The organism is Geminisphaera colitermitum TAV2, assembly GCF_000171235.2.
Lineage (GTDB): Bacteria > Verrucomicrobiota > Verrucomicrobiia > Opitutales > Opitutaceae > Geminisphaera > Geminisphaera colitermitum.
Map to the genome: position 1 here is coordinate 1 of NZ_ABEA03000088.1, position 1343 is coordinate 1343.

1 protein-coding gene and 1 pseudogene are annotated in these 1343 nt (G+C 58.1%); one reads left to right on the plus strand and one right to left on the minus strand.

The genetic code is table 11. The features are described 5' to 3' along the window. Window positions 1–190: 190 nt before the first annotated feature. Window positions 191–457 carry a hypothetical protein gene (locus tag OBACDRAFT_RS09275; RefSeq protein ID WP_043584965.1) on the minus strand — a complete coding sequence of 89 codons (267 nt, stop codon included), beginning with the start codon at window positions 455–457 and terminating at the stop codon, window positions 191–193. 185 nt (window positions 458–642) lie between these two features. On the opposite strand from OBACDRAFT_RS09275, the pseudogene OBACDRAFT_RS28040 reads away from it, so the two are divergent. Beyond that, window positions 643–1343: pseudogene (locus OBACDRAFT_RS28040) on the plus strand (alpha-L-rhamnosidase); the annotation flags it as partial.

Sequence of the window (1343 nt, forward strand, 5' to 3'; positions counted from 1 at the left end):
CCGACCACCGTCTCACCCAACGGTGGCTTTTTTATACCAAAGAGAGAATCCTTTTTGACTTAAACGCAAAGAAGTAAAGATGTGAAGTGTTTCATATTCAATGAGTTTTCGTCTTAGCGTCTTTGCGTTTCAAATTCTGTTAATTCCGTTAATTCTGTCTAAAAAACAAAGGCTGTTGGTATGATTCCTTTCACACAGGGAACAGCGCTCGCACCAACACCTGCACATCGCCGACGTTTTCCTCCGGGACGAAAATCGCGAGTTTTGCGCCCTCGGGATTCATGGCCAAATATAACTCGACGGTGCGCATTGGTCGCTGCAACGCGGAGTCATCGTATTCGATTTCGAACGGCACCCCTGCCTTTTCCAACGCCTCCAGCAACCGCTTCGCCTCGCGCGGTTCGAACGAGCCGATCTGATGCCACACCGTTTCAGCCTTCTCGTCCGGGGAATTCATGAAACCCAACATGCCCACAGCCCCCTTCAAAGCCAAGCCCGGTTTACCCCTCCCACACAGACCACGCTTATAAATCACAAAAAAACACCGGAAAGACGGCGAAAAATTAACACTTGACCACTTAGCTTAAAGCTTTCAGTTTTTCCATCTAACCCGATTTTTCGCTCCCTGCCGCATCCCGTTTCATGCGTCCAACATTCCAGTCCAACCCTCCGCCGCCCCGCGCCCCCCTCCCCTTCATTTGGCGCGACGCCACCCTGCACGCGGCCCCCAATACCTGGACCTACTTCCGCAAAATCTTCACATGGACCCCCGGCAACAACGGCACCAGCACACACGCCGATTTCGCTGCCGACCCCACCGCCCGCGTCTGGCTCAACGGACACCTCATCCTCGACCGCGTACTCCGCTTCGTCACCCCGCACATCTCCATCGAAACCCTCGACCTCAGCCCGCACCTTGTCGCAGGCGAAAACGTTCTCGTCGTCCTGCATCACTGGTGGGGCGTCCCCACCTTCCAACGCTCCCCTGGCGGCAAACCCGGCATCGCTCTCGTTTGTGAACAAAACGACGCCACCACCGACGCCACCTGGCACTGGCGACCCGCCGACGAATTCACCCCGCACCCGCACCAAACCATCGGACACGACGGCTCCCGCCGTATCCGTTTTCCCATTCTCCTAGACACCCGCCTTGAACGCCCCGCCCTCCACACCCCCGCTGGCGACGGCCACCCCGACTGGCGCTCCGCCACCCCCGTCACCTCCGATGCATGGAGCAAACCCACCCGTAAAGAAACCCCGCCCCTCACCCTCCACGAACACATCCCCCCCGCCCGCCTGATCTCCACCGGCAACATCACCCGCACCGCCGCCACCGCTGCTCT

What these genes read in the sequence shown, in the direction of transcription:
- OBACDRAFT_RS09275 (WP_043584965.1), bottom strand. Translation starts at nt 457, where the DNA reads ATGAATTCCCCGGACGAGAAGGCTGAAACGGTGTGGCATCAGATCGGC.